We start from the raw sequence: 19,760 nt of genomic DNA on the forward strand, positions 1-19,760 counted from the left end.
TTGGATAATTTACCATTGGCTGTGGAGTTTTTGCGTATTCGTCACAGTATTTTCTGTGTTGTTGGCGGCAAAAAACTCAGAAGTTGGTTCATGACTCAACACTCTTCCTAGCTGGGCTTCTATAGCTGCTGTGACTTCAGCACAAGATACACCGATAATACCGGTGACTTTTTCTTGGACTCGACCGTCTGGATAAATGATGAATTCTAATGTTTCCATATTCTGAAAGCCAACCTCGATACTACACTTGAATTTTTGGGAACTTATCCCGGTGTGGTTGATTAATCCCCCACAAAATATGATGATACTAAAAGCCGTCTTCAGCAAGACGGGGTTGATAACCCAAGTCTTAAATCAAAATTTTTTATAGTCTCTCATATTTTAATATACACACTTGGGAATCTTTACGAAAATTATTATTTTTATAGATATGTAAAAATGCACAAAAAGGGAAAATTATCAATATTGAATTTAATTTATGTATCCATTTTCTAGTTTACCTCCTCACAGTTACAATATTTCACCTTCTCGACGGGGAAAACATAAAATATTTATTGGTATGGCCCCTGGTGTGGGGAAAACATACAGAATGCTAGAGGAAGGACATCAACTTAAACAAGAGGGTATTGATGTTGTTATTGGCGTTTTGGAAACTCACGGACGCAAAGAAACGGCTGTAAAAGCAGAAGGTCTGGAGGTAATTCCTAAAAAAGCGAATATTCACAAAAATATCAACCTTCTGGAAATGGACACCGAAGCAATTTTAACCCGTTCTCCCCAATTGGTTTTAGTTGATGAATTAGCGCATACAAATATACCAGGTTCACCTAGAGAAAAACGCTATCAAGATGTAGAATTGATTTTAGCTGCGGGGATAGATGTTTATTCTACTGTCAATATTCAACATTTGGAAAGTTTGAATGATTTGGTAGCTAGAATTACGGGTGTTGTAGTGCGAGAACGTATCCCTGATATTCTCTTAGATGAAGCTGATGCTGTTGTTGTGATTGATGTTACTCCAGAAACTCTAGAAGAACGGCTACGGGAAGGTAAAATTTATGCTGCTGATAAAATTCAGCAATCTTTAGAAAACTTTTTTCAGCGTCGTAACCTCATTGCTTTACGGGAATTAGCATTAAGAGAAGTTGCTGATACTGTTGAAGAAGAAGCAAATACCTCTATTTCGTCCCCACAAGTTCGCAATGTCCATGAACGAGTTTTAGTATGTGTATCTACTTATCCAAATTCGATTCAATTATTACGGCGTGGAGCGCGATTGGCAAATTATATGAATGCCAGATTTTATACTTTATTTGTGGCAGATCCTGACCGTTTTCTCAGTAAAGAAGAAAGTTTACATATTGATACCTGTGAGAAAATGTGCCGAGAATTTGCTGGTGAATTTTTTCATGTTAAGAGCTACAATGTTCCTAAAGCGATCGCTGAAGTTGCTACAATTAATCATATCACCCAGATAGTTATTGGTGAAAGTCGGCAGCCACGATGGAAAAGATTTTTTAAACGCTCTTTTACGGAACGATTATTGGAGTTAATTGGGGACAAACATATAGATTTACACATTATTGCTACTGAGAAATAAATTTTAATTTTTGTGAATCTATCTAAAATAGGATGGAATTTTGCTATTTTTTGTATAAGGTGAATATTAGACCTGAAAAAAATTCTGTAGAGACTTTACTAACATGATTTCTTTAAGAAGTTTATAGAGAAAGTCTTTACAGTTCATAATTTCATCACGTCTTTAATAATTCAATAACACCTAAAAATCTATCCTCCGAAGTTTTTTAACTTTGGGGATAAAATTGATAGTGAAAATTAAGCTGATTTTTACTAAAAATTAACCTAAAAAGCTGAGTATAGTCATTATCATTGATGAGCAATTTAATATTGAGGTGAATATGTTTAAACGAATTTTAGCCGCGTTAGATCGTTCAGAAATGGGTACGGAAGTATTCAATCAAGCACTATGTTTAGCAAAGTTAACATCCGCTGAATTGATGCTTTTGCACGTTTTATCACATGAAGAAGATGGTAGTCCTGAAGCCCTGATTTTCCCAAATATTGACTATTATCCAGGGTGGAATGAGGAAACTTTTAAATTATACCAAGAACATTGGGAAAAATTTAAAAATGAAGGTTTGCAGATGTTACAGTCATTTACTAGCCAAGCCAATACAGCAGGTATTAATACGGAATTTACGCAAAATAGTGGTAATCCAGGAAGAATGATTTGTGAATTGGCTAGAACTTGGAATGCTGATCTAATTATGATGGGAAGACGGGGACGTTCTGGACTGGCGGAGTTTTTTCTCGGTAGTCAAAGTAACTATGTTTTACATCATGCCCCCTGTTCAGTGCAGATTGTACATTTACCAGTAAGTTCTAAAACACAAGAGGAAGAAGTAGTAAGTAATCAGTAATTACTCTGATTTGTCTTTCCAAAGGATGATCAAAATGGTAGAATTAAAGTTCCAAGCCTACGCATCTTTAAAACCAGGGGAAAAGCTACAACCCTGGGAATATGAACCAGCGCCTTTAGGTAGCAATGATGTCGAAATCGCAGTTACCCATAATGGCCTGTGTCATACTGATATTCACATGAGAGATAATGACTGGAATGTGAGTAAATTTCCCCTGGTAGCAGGTCATGAGGTAGTAGGAAATGTTACTCAAATTGGTGCGGATGTAACTGGTATAAAAATTGGCGATCGCCTGGGTTTTGGTTGGATTAGTAATTCTTGTCGAGTCTGTGACGCTTGTTTGCGAGGGGAAGAAAACATTTGTCGTCAGGGTTATAAAGGATTAATTGTCGGAAATCATGGCGGTTTTGCCAATAAATTACGAGCTTGCGCCGATTTTGCCTATAAAATCCCAGATAATCTAGATTCTGCCAGCGCTGCTCCTTTATTATGTGCTGGAATTACAGTTTATACACCCTTACGCACGTATATCAAATATCCGGGGGCTAAGGTGGGAGTGCTGGGAATTGGTGGGTTAGGACATCTAGCCATTAAATTTGCGGAGGCTATGGGGGCAGAAGTGACAGCTTTTTCTACATCATCTGATAAAGAAACTGAGGCCAAAGAATTTGGGGCGCATTATTTCTGTAATTGGAAAAATACTGAACAAATTAAAGCAGCGAGTGGCACTTTAGACTTACTTCTATGTACGGTTTCCTCGGAAATTGACTGGAACAAAGCCTTTGGTTTACTAGCAAATAACGGTGTTTTATGTTTGGTGGGGCTGCCGGTTTCTACCTTGAATATACCGCTTTTACCCTTAGTATTTGGTCAAAAAGCGATCGCTGGGAGTGTGGTAGGTGGAAGGCGTTTTATGAAAGAAATGCTGGAATTTGCTGCAATTCACCAAATAAAACCAATGATTGAAACTATACCCATTTCCCAAATTAATGCAGCCATGGATAGGGTGGTAGCAAATAAAGCTCGCTATCGCATTGTTTTGGTATAGTTTTGGCGTTGGTGAATGAAGGTATAAATTTTTTCTCACGCAGAGGCGCAAAGGCGCGAAGAGTCTGAGGAATTTAGGGAAAGGAAGATATGAGAACTGCTGTTTCATGTCCTTCAGGAGATAAGCGTTTAAAGATATTAGATGCTACGATTAAACGTCATCAATATCAACAAGATGCACTCATTGAAATTCTACATCGTGCTTCTGAATTATTTGGTTATTTAGAAGCGGATTTATTGCTTTATATTTCCCATAGCCTGAAATTACCACCCAGTCGGGTTTATGGAGTAGCTACTTTCTATCATTTGTTTTCCCTCGCACCAAAAGGAGTTCATAAATGTGTGGTTTGCACTGGTACAGCTTGTTATGTTAAAAACTCTCAAAAGATTTTAACACAGGTGGAAAAACTGACGCAAATTCACGCAGGAGAAACTACAATAGATGATCAAATTTCTTTAATGACAGCTAGGTGTTTAGGGGCTTGTGGAGTTGCTCCAGCGGTGGTCTTGGATGGTGTGGTTTTAGGTAATCAAACCCCAGAGTCAGTGTGCGAAAAAGTGGGAGCATGGTGGCAAAATGGAACTAAATGAATTATTAGAAATTGCCGAAAAAGAACTTTCTGAGCGAAAATCTGTGGAAATTCGCTGTTGTACTGCTGCGGCTTGTCTGTCTTCTGATTCCCAAGCTGTTAAAGACAATTTAGCAGCAGTTATCAAAGCTGAGAATTTACAGGATACTGTAGAAGTTACGGCTGTGGGTTGTATGCGTCTTTGTTGTCAAGGACCCTTGGTACAGGTGGAAAATTGGGCAAATCCTCTAGAATCAAAGTTGTATGAAAAAGTGACACCGGTAAATGCTCCAGAAATTATTCGCGGGTTGAATGGAGAAGTAACAAATTTACAGACAGGTGATTTACACCAGCCGTTTTTTAGTCGCCAATTGCCCATAGTCCTAGAAAATAGTGGTAAAATTGACCCCGAACGGATTCAGGCTTATATTGGGGCTAAGGGTTATCAAGCCCTTTACCAAGTGCTGCGGGAAATGAAGCCCACGGAGGTGGTAGAAACTATCACCAAAAGTGGTTTACGGGGACGCGGAGGTGCTGGTTATCCCACTGGTTTAAAATGGGGGACCGTGGCCAAATCCCATACTGAGAAAAAGTTTGTTATTTGTAATGCTGATGAGGGTGATCCCGGTGCATTTATGGATAGGAGTGTATTGGAAAGTGATCCCCATCGAGTTTTGGAAGGAATGGCGATCGCTGCCTACGCCATTGGGGCAAATCAAGGCTATATTTATGTTAGAGCCGAATATCCTCTGGCTATTAAACGGCTAGAAATTGCCATTCGTCAAGCCCAACACTTAGGATTTTTAGGTTCACAGATCTTTGATTCTCCCTTCGATTTTAAAGTGGAAATCCGCATTGGGGCTGGGGCTTATGTCTGCGGTGAGGAAACGGCTTTAATGGCTTCTATTGAGGGTAAACGTGGTGTCCCTCATCCCCGTCCTCCTTACCCTGCTGAGTCCGGTTTATGGGGCTATCCCACTTTAATTAATAATGTGGAAACCTTTGCCAATATCGCCCCCATTATCCGCAAAGGTGCAGAGTGGTTTGCTAGTATTGGTATTAATAAAAGCAAGGGTACAAAAGTATTTGCCTTAGCCGGAAAAATCCGTAACACGGGTTTAATAGAAGTACCAATGGGGACATCTTTACAGGAAATTGTTGAAGACATGGGAGGAGGTGTTCCAGACGGTGGTATTGCTAAAGCTGTACAAACTGGTGGTCCTTCAGGGGGATGTATTCCAGCTTCTGCTTTTGCTACACCTGTAGATTATGAATCCTTAACGGCCTTGGGTTCAATCATGGGTTCTGGGGGGATGATTGTTATGGATCAAACCACAAATATGGTAGATGTGGCTCGCTTTTTTATGGAATTTTGCATGGATGAATCCTGTGGTAAGTGTATTCCTTGTCGCGTTGGTACTGTGCAATTATACGGTTTATTAACGAAGATTACCAAGGGAGAAGGTTCACTGGCTGATTTAGATTTACTTGAGGAACTTAGCGATATGGTCAAAAATACTAGTTTATGTGGTTTAGGACAGTCTGCACCAAATCCAGTTTTTAGCACTTTGCGTTATTTTCGTGATGAGTATTTGCAATTAGTTATTGGTCATTAGTCATTAATTATTGGTAATAATCAATTGCTAATTGCTAGCAATACATTGTTAATTATTTGCAATCCATTCTTTACCGTTCTTTATCTATTACCAATTACTTATTACAAATTACTTATTACCCGTGAGAAAATCATTATGTCCGTAAAAACTTTAACAATAGATGGCGAATTAGTTAGCGCTCGTGAAGATGAAACCTTATTGACAGCAGCACAGGAAGCAGGTATTCATATTCCTACATTATGTCATTTAGCAGGTGTGGGAGATGTGGGCGCTTGTCGTTTATGTTTAGTGGAAATTGTCGGAAGTAATAAATTACAACCTGCTTGTATGACGAAAGTAATAGAAGGAATGGAGATAACTACAAATAGCGATCGCTTGCAGAAATATCGGCGTATAATTGTAGAAATGTTATTCGCTGAAGGTAATCATATTTGCTCAGTTTGCGTTGCTAATGGCAATTGTGAATTACAGGATTTAGCGATAGAAATGGGTATGGATCATCTGCGGTTAGAATATCAATTTCCTCAGCGAACCGTTGATACTTCTCATCATCTTTTTGGCATTGATCATAATCGTTGTGTGCTTTGTACTCGCTGTGTGCGAGTATGTGATGAAATTGAAGGCGCTCATACTTGGGATATGGCGGGAAGAGGATCAAAATCTCATGTGATTACTGATTTAAACCAACCCTGGGGAACTTCTCAAACTTGTACTTCTTGTGGTAAATGTGTTAATGCTTGTCCCACAGGAGCTTTATTTGATAAAGGTTCAAGTGTTAGTGAAATGAAACATGATCGGGGGAAAATTGAATTTTTAGTCACTGCACGAACTAAAAAACAATGGAATTTTTAGTAATTAGCAATAGCAATAATTTACAATAAAATCTCATGTTACAGCATATTAAACTTCAAAAAACATTGACGCGAATTATATTAGTAGGAATATTGACAACATTTATATTTCTGAATTTAGCAAATATCAGATACCAGACAGCAAATGCAGCCATTACTCAATTAGGAAAACCACCAGAAGAAGTTATTTATCGTTCCCAAGTGAAATTAGATGATCAATCAGGAAAAGTTTGGCAAGTTGTATTATTTAAACAAGTTTATTTAGATCAACCATCTAATATCAATCTTCGCTTAGTTGGCTTTCCTAATTCTGCGGAATTAATTCACCCCCAACCGTTAACAATTACTACGAATACAGGTAAAGTTTTGAATGCTAATGATATATTTTTAGATACAGCCCCAGTCCCCACAATTGGTCAATATGATTTCACAGAAATTTTACCCCAATTACCTCCAGAATCTCTAACTTTGGGCATACCTTTACCTGGTAATAAATTCATTAATATTCTAGTTCCCATTCATGTTGTCAAAGAATGGCAATCATTAATTGCCAATGAAAGTTAAAAAGGTAAAAAAATGACGAAAATGAAATTAGCAACAGTGTGGTTAGGTGGGTGTTCCGGTTGTCATATGTCCTTCTTAGATTTAGATGAATGGTTAATAGACTTAGCAGCACAAGTAGATATAGTTTATAGTCCCATTGCTGATATTAAAGAATATCCAGAAAATGTAGATTTAGTATTAGTTGAAGGAGCTATAGCCAATGAAGAACATTTGGAATTAATTTACAAAATTAGACAACGCACTAAAACCATATTTTCCTTTGGTGATTGTGCTGTTACTGGTAATGTTACTGCTTTACGCAATCTTGCTGGTGGTGCTGAACCTGCATTACAATTAGCTTATATTCAAGCGGCTAATATTCATCAACAAATCCCTAATTCTCCCGGAATTGTTCCCCCGTTATTAAATAAAGTTGTCCCCGTACATAAAGTAGTCGCAGTAGATATTTATTTACCCGGTTGTCCACCTTCAGCAGATCGTATTCGCGCCGCAATTTCACCTTTATTAAAAGGAGAAAAGCCGGAAATTATCGGCCGAGAAATGATTAAGTTTGGTTAATTTAATTTTGAATTTTGGATTTTTAATTTTTAATTATTTTGGAGGTAAATTATGTTAACAGCAGCTGATGTTATGACTAAAGATGTAGCAATGATTCGCAGTTCAGCAACAGCAAAAGAAGCAGTTGATTTAATGCGTTCTAGAGATTGGAGAGCATTAATTGTAGATCGTCGTCATGAACAAGATGCCTATGGTATTATCACAGAAAGTGACATTGTTTATAAGGTAATTTCCTATAGCAAAGACCCGAATAAAGTCCGCGTTTATGAAATTATGACTAAACCTTGTATTGTTGTCAATCCAGAATTAGGTTTAGAATATGTAGCCAGATTATTTGCTAATCATCATCTGCGACGTGCGCCGGTAATTAGTGGTAAACTATTAGGAATTATTTCCCTCACTGACATTTTAGCCCGGAGTAGTTGTTTAGAACAACCACGCTCATTTTTATTAGAACAAGAATTACAAGATGAAATTAAAAAAGCTCGCATTGTTTGTGCAGAAAAAGGTATTAATTCTACAGAATGTGCAGCCGCTTGGGATGTGGTAGAAGAAATACAAGCCGAAATTGCTCACCAACGCGCCGAAAAACCCCTAAAAACTGCCTTTGAAGATTATTGTGATGAATATCCAGAATTAGCAGAATCTAGAATTTATGATTTGTAATTACTAAAGGAAACCCAACATAATCATTATCGAATATTTTGTCGGGTTTCACCTTGTTCTACCCAACCTACAAAGGAAATCCAACATAATCATTATCGAATATTTTGTTGGGTTTCACCTTGTTCTACCCAACCTACAATTGTTTATTATTACCAAGTACATAATTATGAAAAAAATTGTTATTGACCCCGTAACTCGTATTGAAGGCCACGCCAAAATTAGCATCTATTTAGATGATCAAGGTCAAGTAAATGACGCTCGATTTCATGTCACTGAATTTCGCGGTTTTGAAAAGTTTTGTGTTGGTCGTCCTTTCCCAGAAATGCCAGGAATTACTGCGAGAATTTGCGGGATTTGTCCGGTAAGTCACTTGTTAGCTTCAGCCAAAACAGGAGATGGCATTTTAGCGGTAAAAATCCCTAAAATAGCCTCTCAATTACGTCGTTTGATAAATTTAGGTCAAATTGTCCAATCCCATGCCCTCAACTTCTTTCACCTGAGCGCTCCTGACTTATTATTAGGCATGGATAGCGCACCAGAAAAACGCAATATTTTTGGTTTAATTGCTGCTGAACCAGAATTAGCTAGAGGTGGTATTCGTTTACGGCAATTTGGACAGGAAATCATTGAATTATTAGGAGGGAAAAAAATCCATCCTTCCTGGGCTGTTCCTGGTGGAGTAAGTCACCCTTTAACCCAAGAAAATCGCACCCATATTCAGCAACGGATTCCTGAAGCAAAATCTACAGTAATTAATGCTATTGAGTTGTTTAAAAAGTTGTTAAAAATTTATCAAAAAGAAGTTAAAACTTTTGGTAATTTTCCGAGTTTATTTATGGGTTTAGTCAGTCCTGACGGTTTATGGGAAACTTATGATGGACATATCCGATTTGTTGATAGTGCCGGGAATATTGTTGCTGATAAACTTGACCCTAATAACTATCATGAATTTATCGGTGAAGCGGTGCAAACAGACTCCTATTTAAAATCACCTTATTATCTTCCTTTGGGTTATCCTGATAGCAGTGATCATTGTCGTTTAGATAGTGGAATGTATCGTGTTGGACCCCTGGCCAGATTGAATATTTGTAGTCATATTGGTACACCTTTAGCGGACGCAGAATTAAAAGAATTTCGTAGTTATGAAAATGGCACTGTTAAATCATCATTTTTCTATCATTATGCCCGGTTAATTGAAATTTTAGCAGCCATTGAACATATAGCAATTATCTTAGATGATCCTGATATTTTATCAACTCGTCTCCGGGCAGAAGCTGGGATTAATTGCTTGGAATCTGTGGGTGTAAGTGAAGCACCAAGGGGGACATTATTCCATCATTATCAAGTTGATGAAAACGGTTTAATGTTAAAAGTAAATTTGATTATTGCTACTGGTCAAAATAACTTAGCAATGAATCGCACAGTTGCCCAAATTGCCCGTCATTTTATCCAAGGTGATAACATAAAAGAAGGAATGTTAAACCGGGTTGAAGCTGGAATTAGGGCTTTTGATCCTTGTTTGAGTTGTTCTACTCACGCTATGGGACAAATGCCTTTATTAATAGAAGTAGTAAATAAAAATGGCACTGTAATTAATCAAATTTTTCGTAATTAGTATGTATTAGTTACTCGACTGCTTTAAAAAGTCGGGCATATTGGTTTTTTTGATCATTTAGATCATTTATATGATATAATGTGATATAATCTAACTCTAAGATAGCTCAAACTCATATTACCCAAATTTCTAATTTTTATGACTCTTGCTACTGCTAAACGCTTTACCATAACTGAATATCACCGTCTAGCAGACCTTGACTTCTTCACAGAAGATGACAGAGTTGAACTAATTAAAGGTGAAATTATCAAAATGGCTGCAAAAGGTAAAGCACATTCAACATACAATAGACGGTTAATCAGAGAATTAACAACATTATTAGGAAATCTTGCCACTTTACAGGCTCAAGATCCTATATATATAGCCCCAAATAGCGAACCAGAACCAGATATAGCTATCCTCCGTAATAGAACTGATGATTATTTTCTAAATCATCCTACACCATCTGATATTTTCCTAATTATTGAAGTAGCTGATTCATCTTTAAAATATGACCAAGAAGTAAAGTTACCTCTATATGCAGAAGCCGGTATTTCAGATTATTGGATCTTCAATTTAATGGCCTATTATTTAGAATGCTACAGTGACCCATATCAAGATTTACAAGGTAAATTCGGCTATCGTCATAAATCAATTATCCTCCCTAATGAGTCTGTCAAATTGCCATCTTTCCCGGAACTAATTTTAGATTTAACTAAAGTATTTCCAGTCAAAAATTGAGTTATAAAATTAAAATTTGCAAAAATTGAGAAAATATGCTATTTTAGTTTTGAATTAATATAATGGCCTATTTCTGACAATTTATATTAATGTTATATTAATACAAGTATAAATAATCAGCGGCTAATATAGCCGCATCAATATTTATACTGATGTTTGACTCATGGTTAAACCTGCTGTAATAGGGTCAAAATCTGGAGGAAAATGGGTGTTATGGTTATAGTCTGCTTTTTCTAAATGCGTCCCCTGCAAATTAGCTGTACGCAAGTTGGCAGAAATCAACATCGCTCCTCGCAAATCTGTATTTTGTAAATTAGCTTGACTCAAATCGCTAAAACTCAAATCACATCCTCGCAAATTAGCGTCGCTGAGGTTAGCTTTGCTCAAATCAGCATAGCTGAAATTAGAGCCTTTTAAGTCCAAACCCTGCAAATTAGCGTCACTTAATTCTGCTCTCTCAAAATCTCTTTTTCCTGCTGCATATTCTTCTACAATCTTAGCAGCACTATTAATTGACTTTTGAAAATTCACTTCAGGCATAAAACAGCCTCGCAATTTATTTAAAATTTTTACAGGTTTTATAAATACACCTGGAGGTATTATATAACTGATGAGCAGAAAAATAAATACCCTATTTACATAAGTTTATAAAGGAGGTAATAGAAATGAGCGTAACTACAATTATAATTGGTTATGGCAATGAATTACGCAGTGATGATGCCATTGGTCAAAAAGTCGCCAATATTATCAATTCTTGGCATTTATCTGATGTTGAATCTCTTGCAGTTCACCAACTTACCCCAGAATTAGCAGCAAATTTAGCAAATGTCAATTTAGCAATTTTTGTAGATGCTATGATGAGTTCAGAATCGGAAAATGTGGAAGTGGAGTCTATATTGCTTAGTGAATCTAATACAATATCTCATATATTATCTAATATGATGTTAGGACATATTGGTAATCCGCGATCGCTTTTATCTCTGACTAAATACCTCTATGGTTATTGTCCAACTGCTTGGTTAGTCACAGTACCAGGGGTTAATTTTGAATTAGGAGATTGTCTTTCTCCCATAGCAGAAATAGGAATTAATATAGCTTTAGATAAAATAATTAATATTATTGGTAAAGGATAAAATCCTACTTGAGACTGGGAAACGATATAATATAAAAATTAACTACAAAATTAACTACAAATCACTCGGAGTTATAAATGGAAACATTTACTAAAAAACCTAGCGATAAAGCTCATGATATCTTGCAAGTGAGCAGAATTAATCCCTTAGATGCTATATTTCAACCGCAAACTGTAGCCGTAATTGGTGCTACCGAAAAACCTGGAAGTGTGGGAAGAACCTTACTTTGGAACTTAATTACTAATCCCTTTGGAGGGACTGTTTTCCCTATTAATCTTTACCGTCATAGTGTATTAGGAATTAAGGCCTATGCTACTATATTTGATGTTCCTGAAAAAATTGATTTAGCTGTTATTGCTACCCCTGCACCAACTGTACCCAAAATTATTTCTGATTGTGTTGACGCGGGAATTAAAGGTGCAATTATTATTTCTGCTGGCTTTAAGGAATCAGGAGAAAAAGGTCTAGTTTTAGAACAGGAAATACTGCAACAAGCACAAGGGGTAAAAATTAGAATTATTGGTCCTAATTGTTTAGGAGTAATGAATCCAATCTCTGGGCTAAATGCTACTTTTGCTAGTAAAATGGCGCGTCCGGGAAATGTCGGTTTTATTAGCCAAAGTGGGGCTTTATGTACATCAATTCTGGACTGGAGTTTAAAAGAAAATGTGGGTTTTAGTGCCTTTATTTCTATCGGTTCAATGTTAGATATTGGTTGGGGTGATTTAATTTATTATCTGGGTGATGATCCTCAGACAAAAAGTATTGTAATTTATATGGAATCTATTGGAAATGCGCGTTCTTTTCTGTCAGCAGCGCGAGAGGTGGCTTTAACAAAACCGATAATTGTGATTAAAGCTGGTCGTACCGCAGCCGCAGCTAAAGCCGCAGTTTCTCACACGGGTGCATTAACAGGAAGTGATGCTGTTTTAGATGCAGCTTTTCGTCGTTGTGGGGTATTACGAGTTAATAGTATTTCTGATTTATTTGATATGTCGGAAGTATTAGCAAAACAACCCCGTCCCCAAGGTTCACGGTTGACGATTTTAACTAATGCTGGTGGTCCAGGAGTATTAGCAACAGATACTTTAATTGAAAACGGTGGAGAATTAGCAACTATTTCTCCCGAAACTATGACCTCTTTAAATGAAATTTTACCACCACAATGGAGTCATAATAATCCTATTGATATTTTAGGAGATGCTGACCCTCAACGTTATCAAAAAGCTTTAGAAATTGTCACCAAAGATGCCAATAGTGACGGTTTATTAGTGATTTTAACACCCCAATCTATGACAGATCCTACCGAAATTGCAGTACAATTAAAAGCTTACGCCCAACTGTCTAATAAGCCGATTTTAGCTAGTTGGATGGGAGGTAATGATGTGGCTGCGGGAGAACAAATTCTCAATAGTCAAGGTATTCCCACTTATGCTTATCCTGACGCGGCCGCGCGGGTATTTAGTTATATGTGGAAATCGAGTTATAACCTGCGCGGTATTTATGAAACTCCGGTTTTACCAACATTAATTTGTGATGTTAATACTCGCAATTGTGCTAATATTACAAATATTATGCAAGCTGCAAGAACAGCAAAAAGAACAATTCTCACGGAATTTGAATCTAAAGAAATTTTAGCTGCTTATGGTATTCCTGTAGTTGTTGGTTGCATTGCTAAAAGTGCAGACCAAGCCGTCAAATGTGCAGAAAATATTGGTTATCCCGTGGTTTTAAAACTATATTCTCAAACAATTACCCATAAAACTGATGTGGGAGGTGTGCAGTTAAATTTACAAAATGGGGAAGCTGTAAAACTTGCTTATGAGAATATTGAAATATCAGTAAAAGAGAAAGGAAAAGCAGAAGATTTTCTTGGTGTTACTGTACAACCAATGGTAAAAACTGACGGTTATGAATTGATTATTGGTAGTAGTTTAGATCCCCAATTTGGACCAGTATTATTATTTGGTACTGGAGGACAATTAGTAGAAATATTTCAGGACAGTTCCCTGGCACTTCCTCCTCTTAATACTACCCTAGCACGACGGATGATGGAACAAACAAAAATTTATCAAGCATTGTCAGGAGTCAGAGGACGCAAAAGTATTAATATTTCTGCCCTTGAACAATTAATGGTAGAATTTAGTCAATTAGTCATAGAACAACCTGACATTAAAGAAATTGATATTAATCCATTATTAGCTTTTCCTCCAACTCCAGAAAATCCTAGAGGATTAATTGCCTTAGATGCGAGAATAGTTTTACATTCTCCTGATCTAACAGAAAATCAATTACCAAAATTAGCAATTCGTCCCTATCCTAGTCAATATATTAGTAATTGGCAATTGAAAAATGGTATACCAGTTATTATTCGTCCTATTCGTCCTGAAGACGAACCATTAATGGTAGAATTTCACAAAACTCTATCAGCAGAAAGTGTCTATTTCCGCTATTTCCACCTAATTAAATTGAGTCAACGCATTACCCATGAAAGACTAACCAGGATGTGTTTTATTGACTATGATCGAGAAATGGCCTTAGTTGCAGAATACCAAAATCCTCAAACAAAAAACAGGGAAATATTAGCAGTAGGAAGATTAAGTAAATCACATGAAAATAAAAGCGCGGAATTTGCTATACTTGTGAGTGATCAGTTTCAATATCAAGGTTTGGGTACTGAATTACTCAGGAAATTACTAGAAGTTGGTAAAAATGAGAAAATCTGCTGTATCTATGCTGACATCTTAGCTGATAATTCAGTGATGCAGCAAGTATGTAAAAAACTCGGTTTTCAGATTTCACATACTGATGATCAAACTGTGTTGAGATCAGAAATTAAACTCACATAAAATGTCAGATAAAAGGTACATTACATTTAACTGGAGTGAGGTACAAATCATGCGGTGAATTTGGAAACCAATCTCTCAAACCACCATTTTAAAAACTGTGTAGCATCTAGGTTCACTTTGGGTACTTATTCAGCCAGCCCTATTTAATTGTCTACTTCCGCCGCTAACTGATAATTTTCAAGTCGGAATAATAGATCATCATATAATTGATCAAAAGTCATACAGTAGACTCTTGTAGTGCGGGCATCTTGCCCACTAAATATGTACCTCATAACACCGGGAAGTGCTGTATTTTCTCATAAATACAATCGCTCTTCCCAATTAAGATAAATTGGAATAAAGAGCGATACCCTCAGTCAGCGCCCTAAATGGCATTAATCACCATATTTCCGCCCGCGCCATTCTTTGGGAGTGCGGAGGGCAGATAAAAAGATGCGTAGCACCGCTAAGGAGTCAGCCAAGGGGGAAAGCCAGAATAACCAACCAGCGGTGGCATCTTTGCGATCATAAGAGGGAGCGATCGCTAATAATAAAGCAAAACGAATCACTACCAGAAATATATTTAATTCTAACAATAGCAGTGTTGGCAGTGAAGGAAGCAAAGGGGGAAACAGGAAATAACCCAGTAAAATCAATAGTGGTAAACCCTGCACCGCAGACAATAACCATAAATCACCCCAAACTTGAGCGCGGGGAGTTGCGTCTTTCAAATCTAGGCTACGTCCCCATTCTTTCCAGGTTTCTAAAGCCCCTTCATACATTCGCACCTTTAGCACCTTTGCCCCGTCTAAAAAGCCCACTTTAAAGCCATGAGAGGCAATATTCCGGGCTAAGGTGACATCATCACAAAAAGAACCTTTAGCGCTGCTGTAACCATTCACAGCCTTTAACACAGACCGACGACACAAAAAACATTGGCCGTTAGCCATGACCCGTTCTGGTTGTTCAGTATAAATACCCGTAGGATCAAATCTGTACAGCAATGTCATCAACAAAGCTGGTTGTAATAAACATTCTCCCGGATATTTGAGAATAAATTGCGGTGATAAAGATACTAAATCATAACCTTGAGCGATCGCAGTTTTCACCAAACTCGCCACTAAACCGGGGTGGGGTTGAATATCTGCATCCATGCCCAAAAACCACTCACTGCCCTCGGAAGTAAATAAAAAGCCATTATGTAAAGCCCAAGGACGACCAACCCAGCCAGTAGGTAAGGGATCATCTGTCATTAATTTAAAGCGAGGATCTGTTAATGCTGCGGTTTTCACTAGGTCGGGAGTACCATCTTGTGACTTACTATCAACAACAATAATTTCTCTAACTTCGTAACTTTGGCGACTTAAACCGGCTAACAGCGGGCTAATTCGTAATGCTTCGTTAAGTGTCGGTACAACCACACTCACAGTTCCCAAAAGTTCTGGTGTAGGTTGTTGTGGTTTTAAAGCTGGATAACGTCCTGGTCCTTTGAGTAAACGAGAAAGTAAAATCGCCGTAGCGGGGACTTGGACTAGTAGCAGGAGGAGAGGAATAATATTTAGCAATTCTAACCTTGACTTTTTGTATAAAGTAGCTAGTTTACATCTTCTCGCAATTTGTGTAAATTAATCTAAATTAAGTAGGTTGGCGTTAAAAATTGTCGTTATGACAAGGGAACAGGGAACAGGGAAGAGGTTTTGGGCAACTTTACTTTTCGTTACTTATGTCGGTTTTTTTCCGTTCACCTACTTATGGGAATTTGACCGTGTAATAGGGAACAGGGAACAGGGAACAGGGAACAGGGAAGAGGTTTTGGGCAACTTTACTTTTCGTTACTTATGTTGGTTTTTGTCAGTTCACCTACTTATGGGAATTTGACCGTGTAATTAGGAAAGAGGTAAATAATTTCTTATCCCTCTTTCCTCGTCTCTCTTACCTACTTAAAAGCAACCTTCACATTAGTAACAGCAACTTCCTGAGTAGCTGCTTCCATATTCACTGTTGCGGGTGCGCTAGAACCTTTAGACCATAGCAGTACAGCCGGAGCGACCCCCAGAGCTACACCTAGTAATACAGGAATAGGAAACCCAGCGGCTAAACTCATGACTGTGGCAAAACCAAAGTTACCTAAATAAACTAATAAAGGTACATTCAATTGGTAAGAGTCTAATTTAATCGGGTTTTGACTCCATAATAAAGCCGCTACAGTCATGAATAAAGCACCAGTACCCATCCAACCGACAAAGTTTTGGTAAGGCATACCAAAGAAAGCGCCTGGTTCGTGCCAATACCAGAAAGGCAAGGAAGTTTGACTCATGGCTGGGTCAAGGACAAAATCCCAGGAGGTGAGTAGTAAAGCACCTAAAACAATTGCACCAATTTGACGAAACAAGCTAGGTTTTTTATCTACTTGTAAACCCGCACGGGCTAATACATAAGATACACATCCTACATAAAACCATGAAAGGGGAATTGTAAAAGGTACTAAACCAGAAATTTTATAACCTAAGCCACTCAAATAGCTATAGCCTCCAAAGGGAAAGCCTGTACTAGTTCCTAATAATTCACTAGTTAGGGAAATTGATAAGGATGGTATTAAAAATCCTAAAGTGCGTGCCAAACCCAAAGTTCGGTAAGCATAGAGGAACACTCCCAACGCCCCGAAAATCATATATACCACACCACCACCTGCCATACTCCACTGCATGACGGTCTCACCTGCTGCGGATAAGCTGACAAGCAATTCAGCATTGGGAATCACAATTAATATCCCCAGCAGTCCAAATACCATAGAAACGATATGACCAATTAGGCTTATACGCTCGACGATAACAAGTTGTCTCATGATCAATCCTTAATGATATGCCAGTTGGCTACTCAACTGCTAACAGTTTACAAATATTTATCAACATATTTAACCAAATGTTGATTTTTATTCTCTCAAAATGGAATTAGGGGTGGAATTTACCATCAAGAAACCTGATGGGTTAGGTAAATCTGTGAAATAATGAATGAAACCGATATTCAAAATACCAGTATATTACGATTTGTAACTGAGTAAGGTACAGAACTTTCACATTACTTTCACATTTATTCACTCTGTTTTATTCTTGACTGCTGCTATATGTCAATCTTGAAAAAGATCCCTTGGTTCTCCCTGACACTCGTATTACTGAGTTACAGTACATTGGGCTGGATGATATTTGAAGAAAAAGCCCCTTGGTATATATGGCTGCTAACTGTGGTAACTATCCTGCTGTCCCTAATCTGTTTTACCAATCCTTGGTTAAAAATAAACGAGTATGTCAGTACCTTGTTCAAGTCCAGTGCTAGGGCTTTTGGTGTAGCTATCTTAGCAGCTTTCCTATTTTTTCTCATGGTTGCCTGGTTTCGGGTATTTCTTGACATTTTACTCATTTTGTGCGCGACTATTTTAGCGAGAATAGATTTCCAAACACTTGCTTTAAAACCAGCGCTCGCTTTTGGCTGTATATCCTTTTTTGCAGTCGTAGGTTTAGCACTGGGCGCATTTATCAAGCTTTATATATGAATTACCCCATCTTAATTACTTTAAATCTTGTAGAGACGCTCTATGGAACATCTCTACAATTTTTAGCCAGATGATTAATCACTAACTAGCTTGCTAACGCTTCTACCTCTGCTACTACCACTGGATAAACGCTAACTTTCTTCCGGCTTTTACCCTTTCTTTCAAAGGTAACTACACCGTCAACTAAAGCAAACAAGGTATCATCACTGCCAATACCGACATTGTTACCAGGGTGAACCTTAGTACCACGTTGACGAACCAAAATATTACCTGCGCGTACAGTTTGTCCACCGTAACGCTTTACACCTAGTCGTTGAGCATTTGAGTCACGACCGTTACGCGTACTACCTGTTCCCTTCTTATGAGCCATGATTTCCTCTTTTTTATTTACTTTATGAAGCCCGGACTGCTAATTGTCTAGTTTAGGCTAAGAAAAATTTAATTGGTAATTGGTAATTGGTAATTATCAATTGACAATTTTTATGATTCCTCTGCGGTTTCTCCTACAAATTCAGCATCAACAATTGGACTTTCAGCACCAGTGGGGGCTGCTTCGTAAGCTAAAACTGCGCCGTTGAGATTGATAGAATTAATCAAAAATCTGGTGATTTCCTGGCGGTGTCCCCGTTTTTTGCGGGTTTTCTTTTTAGGTTTCATCTTATACACCAGGACTTTGCGACCTCTCAGGTGTCGCATAATTGTCCCTTCGACTGTTGCACCTTCTACTAAAGGTTGTCCAATGGAAAGTGCGCCGTCGTGGTTTACCAGCAATACAGCGTTAATGGTAACTTTTTCATCTGGTTCGGCGTTGAGTAGTTCAATGTCGTAAAAACGACCTGCTTCTACTTTAATTTGTTTTCCGCCAGTTTCAATAATTGCGTAGGTCATTAAATCGTCCTTGAGGTTGCCGTACAGGTAGCTGGCTCTAATCTTCTATAGAGACGCTATTATTCACAGCTTTTGCCAGCTTTTGCAGTATGTCTACCTGATCCGAGCCAGAATTAGACAGACAATCTAATATAATACCTGATTGATGATTAATTAGTCAAGCCTTTATGAAAAAAAATTTATTTTCAGCGGATTTCCGAAAAGGTAATTTTTGGGTTTGTAGTTAATCCTGACACAGACGGAATAAAAACCAATCAATCTGAGCGGCTTGTACGGTTGCTCAGGTTTTCTTACATATTCACTAACTAGGTTACAGGTGACAGGTGACAGGTTACAGGTGACAGGGAAGAGGCTTCGCCGTGAGCGTCAGCCGAACGGTTTTTAGCGATATTACATTTCTTTACAGAGTTTGGTTTTTTGATGCCAACTTACTTATGTTGGTAATATTTGTTATCAACAATCTAGTGGAAAAGAATGTAGAGATGTTTCATGGAACGTCTCTACAAGTTTTCTAGGATTGCATATTATTTCATTGAGTTTCCCACAATCAGTCTTGAGATTAGAAATCTAGACTAAGACAACATCTGAGGCAACCGCAAAGCCCGGTGGTTTGTTCTCAATTACGGCAAATGTATTCCGATACTTTTTCGCTAACTAATGCTAACAAATACATAAGTTGAGATTGTCTCTCAACCAAGGCGTATCAACCAATGC

General features: G+C 37.8%; 20 protein-coding genes. 14 read left to right on the plus strand and 6 right to left on the minus strand.

The genetic code is table 11. The annotated features are described in order from the left end of the window. Nucleotides 1-9 precede the first annotated feature (9 nt). Entirely contained in the window at nt 10-219 is a 210-nt protein-coding gene (locus ACIR131C_RS0102415; protein WP_028088921.1) for a DUF2997 domain-containing protein, read from the minus strand. A 259-nt stretch (nt 220-478) separates the two neighbouring features. Between ACIR131C_RS0102415 and ACIR131C_RS0102420 the strand changes: the two genes are divergently transcribed. The 11 genes from ACIR131C_RS0102420 (at nt 479) to ACIR131C_RS0102470 (ending at nt 10,647) form a co-directional block, all read left to right on the plus strand. Further along, nucleotides 479-1,600 carry a sensor protein KdpD gene (locus tag ACIR131C_RS0102420; protein ID WP_028088922.1) on the plus strand — a complete coding sequence of 374 codons (1,122 nt, stop codon included), beginning with the start codon at nt 479-481 and terminating at the stop codon, nt 1,598-1,600. Between the two features lie 319 nt (nt 1,601-1,919). Then, nucleotides 1,920-2,441, plus strand: a complete 522-nt coding sequence (locus tag ACIR131C_RS0102425) for a universal stress protein (protein ID WP_028088923.1) — start codon at nt 1,920-1,922, stop codon at nt 2,439-2,441. A gap of 34 nt (nt 2,442-2,475) precedes the next feature. Continuing rightward, the gene (locus ACIR131C_RS0102430; protein WP_035371403.1) at nt 2,476-3,489 is read left to right on the plus strand and encodes an NAD(P)-dependent alcohol dehydrogenase; all 1,014 of its coding nucleotides are present in this window, start codon (nt 2,476-2,478) and stop codon (nt 3,487-3,489) included. An 89-nt stretch (nt 3,490-3,578) separates the two neighbouring features. Then, nucleotides 3,579-4,079: a bidirectional hydrogenase complex protein HoxE gene (gene hoxE / locus ACIR131C_RS0102435; RefSeq protein WP_028088925.1), complete on the plus strand. Its 501-nt coding sequence runs from the start codon at nt 3,579-3,581 to the stop codon at nt 4,077-4,079. Continuing rightward, complete coding sequence (locus ACIR131C_RS0102440) at nt 4,066-5,673, plus strand: NuoF family protein (RefSeq protein ID WP_028088926.1); 1,608 nt, start codon at nt 4,066-4,068, stop codon at nt 5,671-5,673. The genes hoxE and ACIR131C_RS0102440 overlap by 14 nt, the downstream gene beginning before the upstream one ends. 135 nt (nt 5,674-5,808) lie before the next feature. Then, nucleotides 5,809-6,525, plus strand: a complete 717-nt coding sequence (gene hoxU / locus ACIR131C_RS0102445) for a bidirectional hydrogenase complex protein HoxU (RefSeq protein ID WP_028088927.1) — start codon at nt 5,809-5,811, stop codon at nt 6,523-6,525. Nucleotides 6,526-6,560: 35 nt separating this feature from the next. After that, nucleotides 6,561-7,088: a DUF3122 domain-containing protein gene (locus ACIR131C_RS0102450; RefSeq protein ID WP_028088928.1), complete on the plus strand. Its 528-nt coding sequence runs from the start codon at nt 6,561-6,563 to the stop codon at nt 7,086-7,088. Nucleotides 7,089-7,100: 12 nt separating this feature from the next. Beyond that, on the plus strand, nt 7,101-7,646 hold the full coding sequence (locus ACIR131C_RS0102455; protein WP_028088929.1) for an NADH-quinone oxidoreductase subunit B family protein: 546 nt from the start codon (nt 7,101-7,103) through the stop codon (nt 7,644-7,646). A gap of 51 nt (nt 7,647-7,697) precedes the next feature. Continuing rightward, nucleotides 7,698-8,312, plus strand: a complete 615-nt coding sequence (locus ACIR131C_RS0102460) for a CP12 domain-containing protein (protein WP_028088930.1) — start codon at nt 7,698-7,700, stop codon at nt 8,310-8,312. Nucleotides 8,313-8,478: 166 nt separating this feature from the next. Continuing rightward, a complete protein-coding gene (locus tag ACIR131C_RS0102465; protein ID WP_028088931.1) occupies nt 8,479-9,927 on the plus strand; it encodes a Ni/Fe hydrogenase subunit alpha in 1,449 nt (482 codons plus the stop codon). A 138-nt stretch (nt 9,928-10,065) separates the two neighbouring features. Continuing rightward, the gene (locus ACIR131C_RS0102470) at nt 10,066-10,647 is read left to right on the plus strand and encodes a Uma2 family endonuclease (RefSeq protein ID WP_028088932.1); all 582 of its coding nucleotides are present in this window, start codon (nt 10,066-10,068) and stop codon (nt 10,645-10,647) included. Between the two features lie 144 nt (nt 10,648-10,791). On the opposite strand, the gene ACIR131C_RS0102475 is transcribed toward ACIR131C_RS0102470, so the two are convergent. Next, entirely contained in the window at nt 10,792-11,187 is a 396-nt protein-coding gene (locus ACIR131C_RS0102475) for an Alr5209 family pentapeptide repeat protein (RefSeq protein WP_028088933.1), read from the minus strand. A 125-nt stretch (nt 11,188-11,312) separates the two neighbouring features. Here ACIR131C_RS0102475 and ACIR131C_RS0102480 point away from each other — a divergent pair, with 125 nt between their 5' ends. Next, nucleotides 11,313-11,780, plus strand: a complete 468-nt coding sequence (locus ACIR131C_RS0102480; protein ID WP_028088934.1) for a hydrogenase maturation protease — start codon at nt 11,313-11,315, stop codon at nt 11,778-11,780. A gap of 77 nt (nt 11,781-11,857) precedes the next feature. After that, the gene (locus ACIR131C_RS0102485) at nt 11,858-14,629 is read left to right on the plus strand and encodes a bifunctional acetate--CoA ligase family protein/GNAT family N-acetyltransferase (protein WP_028088935.1); all 2,772 of its coding nucleotides are present in this window, start codon (nt 11,858-11,860) and stop codon (nt 14,627-14,629) included. 374 nt (nt 14,630-15,003) lie between these two features. On the opposite strand, the gene cruG is transcribed toward ACIR131C_RS0102485, so the two are convergent. Together cruG and cruF are read right to left on the minus strand one after the other, a co-directional pair. Next, nucleotides 15,004-16,173, minus strand: a complete 1,170-nt coding sequence (gene cruG, locus ACIR131C_RS0102490; RefSeq protein WP_028088936.1) for a 2'-O-glycosyltransferase CruG — start codon at nt 16,171-16,173, stop codon at nt 15,004-15,006. 371 nt (nt 16,174-16,544) lie between these two features. Further along, complete coding sequence (cruF, locus tag ACIR131C_RS0102495; RefSeq protein ID WP_028088937.1) at nt 16,545-17,453, minus strand: gamma-carotene 1'-hydroxylase CruF; 909 nt, start codon at nt 17,451-17,453, stop codon at nt 16,545-16,547. Between the two features lie 351 nt (nt 17,454-17,804). Between cruF and ACIR131C_RS0102500 the strand changes: the two genes are divergently transcribed. Further along, a complete protein-coding gene (locus tag ACIR131C_RS0102500; RefSeq protein ID WP_322745904.1) occupies nt 17,805-18,158 on the plus strand; it encodes a hypothetical protein in 354 nt (117 codons plus the stop codon). A gap of 85 nt (nt 18,159-18,243) precedes the next feature. On the opposite strand, the gene rpmA is transcribed toward ACIR131C_RS0102500, so the two are convergent. After that, nucleotides 18,244-18,528, minus strand: coding sequence for a 50S ribosomal protein L27 (gene rpmA, locus ACIR131C_RS0102505; protein WP_028088939.1), 285 nt, complete (start codon nt 18,526-18,528; stop codon nt 18,244-18,246). Nucleotides 18,529-18,638: 110 nt separating this feature from the next. Continuing rightward, nucleotides 18,639-19,046 (minus strand): 50S ribosomal protein L21, encoded by a 408-nt coding sequence (gene rplU / locus ACIR131C_RS0102510; protein WP_028088940.1) that lies wholly within the window; start codon nt 19,044-19,046, stop codon nt 18,639-18,641. Nucleotides 19,047-19,760: the final 714 nt, after the last annotated feature.

The sequence above is a fragment of the Dolichospermum circinale AWQC131C genome, assembly GCF_000426905.1.
GTDB lineage: Bacteria > Cyanobacteriota > Cyanobacteriia > Cyanobacteriales > Nostocaceae > Dolichospermum > Dolichospermum circinale.

Excerpts from the sequence above, each read along its gene's own strand:
- ACIR131C_RS0102425 (WP_028088923.1), top strand. The coding sequence starts at position 1,920 with ATGTTTAAACGAATTTTAGCCGCGTTAGATCGTTCAGAAATGGGTACG.
- ACIR131C_RS0102450 (WP_028088928.1), top strand. The coding sequence starts at position 6,561 with ATGTTACAGCATATTAAACTTCAAAAAACATTGACGCGAATTATATTA.
- rplU (WP_028088940.1), bottom strand. The coding sequence starts at position 19,046 with ATGACCTACGCAATTATTGAAACTGGCGGAAAACAAATTAAAGTAGAA.
- ACIR131C_RS0102465 (WP_028088931.1), top strand. The coding sequence starts at position 8,479 with ATGAAAAAAATTGTTATTGACCCCGTAACTCGTATTGAAGGCCACGCC.
- ACIR131C_RS0102440 (WP_028088926.1), top strand. The coding sequence starts at position 4,066 with ATGGAACTAAATGAATTATTAGAAATTGCCGAAAAAGAACTTTCTGAG.
- ACIR131C_RS0102430 (WP_035371403.1), top strand. The coding sequence starts at position 2,476 with ATGGTAGAATTAAAGTTCCAAGCCTACGCATCTTTAAAACCAGGGGAA.
- ACIR131C_RS0102500 (WP_322745904.1), top strand. The coding sequence starts at position 17,805 with ATGATATTTGAAGAAAAAGCCCCTTGGTATATATGGCTGCTAACTGTG.
- hoxU (WP_028088927.1), top strand. The coding sequence starts at position 5,809 with ATGTCCGTAAAAACTTTAACAATAGATGGCGAATTAGTTAGCGCTCGT.
- ACIR131C_RS0102420 (WP_028088922.1), top strand. The coding sequence starts at position 479 with ATGTATCCATTTTCTAGTTTACCTCCTCACAGTTACAATATTTCACCT.
- ACIR131C_RS0102415 (WP_028088921.1), bottom strand. The coding sequence starts at position 219 with ATGGAAACATTAGAATTCATCATTTATCCAGACGGTCGAGTCCAAGAA.
- ACIR131C_RS0102485 (WP_028088935.1), top strand. The coding sequence starts at position 11,858 with ATGGAAACATTTACTAAAAAACCTAGCGATAAAGCTCATGATATCTTG.
- ACIR131C_RS0102455 (WP_028088929.1), top strand. The coding sequence starts at position 7,101 with ATGACGAAAATGAAATTAGCAACAGTGTGGTTAGGTGGGTGTTCCGGT.
- ACIR131C_RS0102480 (WP_028088934.1), top strand. The coding sequence starts at position 11,313 with ATGAGCGTAACTACAATTATAATTGGTTATGGCAATGAATTACGCAGT.
- cruF (WP_028088937.1), bottom strand. The coding sequence starts at position 17,453 with ATGAGACAACTTGTTATCGTCGAGCGTATAAGCCTAATTGGTCATATC.
- rpmA (WP_028088939.1), bottom strand. The coding sequence starts at position 18,528 with ATGGCTCATAAGAAGGGAACAGGTAGTACGCGTAACGGTCGTGACTCA.
- ACIR131C_RS0102470 (WP_028088932.1), top strand. The coding sequence starts at position 10,066 with ATGACTCTTGCTACTGCTAAACGCTTTACCATAACTGAATATCACCGT.
- hoxE (WP_028088925.1), top strand. The coding sequence starts at position 3,579 with ATGAGAACTGCTGTTTCATGTCCTTCAGGAGATAAGCGTTTAAAGATA.
- ACIR131C_RS0102475 (WP_028088933.1), bottom strand. The coding sequence starts at position 11,187 with ATGCCTGAAGTGAATTTTCAAAAGTCAATTAATAGTGCTGCTAAGATT.
- ACIR131C_RS0102460 (WP_028088930.1), top strand. The coding sequence starts at position 7,698 with ATGTTAACAGCAGCTGATGTTATGACTAAAGATGTAGCAATGATTCGC.